At 70.7% G+C, this 1,329-nt stretch carries 2 protein-coding genes; one reads left to right on the forward strand and one right to left on the reverse strand.

Annotation, left to right across the window (positions count from 1 at the left end; all coding sequences use genetic code 11):
* A partial coding sequence (locus tag AC5RUJ_RS16450; protein ID WP_494156267.1) for a thiolase family protein occupies positions 1 to 713 on the reverse strand: 713 nt, incomplete at its 3' end.
* 151 nt (positions 714 to 864) lie between these two features.
* Here AC5RUJ_RS16450 and AC5RUJ_RS16455 point away from each other — a divergent pair.
* A partial coding sequence (locus AC5RUJ_RS16455) for an EamA family transporter (protein ID WP_494156268.1) occupies positions 865 to 1,329 on the forward strand: 465 nt, incomplete at its 3' end.

A 1,329-nucleotide genomic window follows, 5' to 3' on the forward strand; every position in this document is an offset into this window, starting at 1 on the left:
GGGGTCCGCAGCCCGGCCAGGTCTTCCACGGTGGTGTCCGGCCGCGGGGGTTCGTCCGCACTGTGCAACGACCAGCCTTCGCCCGGTTTGCGGCCGGCCACCGGCACCAGGTCGGGCTGGATGCTGCCGTTCCGGTAGGCCGCGGCTAACTTGGCCTGGCTGGCCGCGGCATAGGCGTCCGCGCGTTCCCTGGTGATTGCGGGGAAGCGGTCGTGCAGGTTTTCGGCGGTGTTGCCCATGTTCAGCGCCGCAGGGTCCACCAGGCGCTCGCTGGCGAACCGCGGATTCGGATCCGCCCCCTGGCCCATCGGATGGTTGCCCATGTGTTCCACGCCGCCGGCCACCACCACGTCGTACGCGCCGAAGGCGATGCCGCCGGCCGTCGTCGTCACGGCGGTCATGGCGCCGGCGCACATCCGGTCAATGGCGAAGCCGGGGACGGAACGGGGCAAGCCGGCAAGAAGCGCGGCGGTGCGGCCGATGGTCAGGCCCTGGTCGCCGGTTTGCGTGGTGGCGGCAATGGCCACGTCGTCGATGCGGCCGGGCGGCAGCGTCGGATTGCGGCGCAGGAGTTCCCGGATGCACTTGACCACCAGGTCGTCGGCCCGGGTGCCGGCGTGGATCCCCTTCTCACCCGCCTTCCCGAACGGGGTGCGCACGCCGTCGACGAAGACGACATCGCGCAGGGCGCGGGGCGGGGACGTGGGGCTCACCTGATACCTCCATGAGATGCGGAACACAGTGCTGACCATGATGTTACCCGCCGGTAACTTAAGCAGCAAGCACGCCGTAGTGGTGCCCCGGAACAATGCAGCGGCTGCGGTCCGGCGGCTACGCTGGGCGGCAGGCAAGCGGCGAGGAGACATGAAAGCGGAAGAACAGCGGTATCGTCCGGCGGAGGCCTCTGCCGGCGCCTTCCTGGTGCTGGCGGCGTCGGTGCTGTGGGGAACCACCGGAACGGCCGCCACCTTCGCGCCCGGCGTCGGACCGCTTGCCATCGGCGCGGTGGCCATGGGAGTGGGCGGGCTTTTTCAGGCGCTGACCGCGCTGTGGCCGATGAATCGTGCCCGGCCGCAACTGCGGGTGCAGTGGAAGCTGGTACTTCTGGGGGCGGTGGCCGTTGCCGTGTACCCGTTGGCCTTTTACAGTTCCATGCGCCTGGCCGGCGTTGCCGTCGGCACGGTGGTGAGCATCGGCTCCGCTCCCTTGGCGTCCGCGCTCATCGAACGGGCTGCCGACCGGCACATCCTGGGGGCCCGCTGGGCCGGCGCCGCCGTGCTGGGGCTCTCAGGAACCGCACTGCTGTGTTTCGCGGCCGCGGGCGGCGGC

This window comes from Arthrobacter sp. Y3223164, assembly GCF_059091005.1.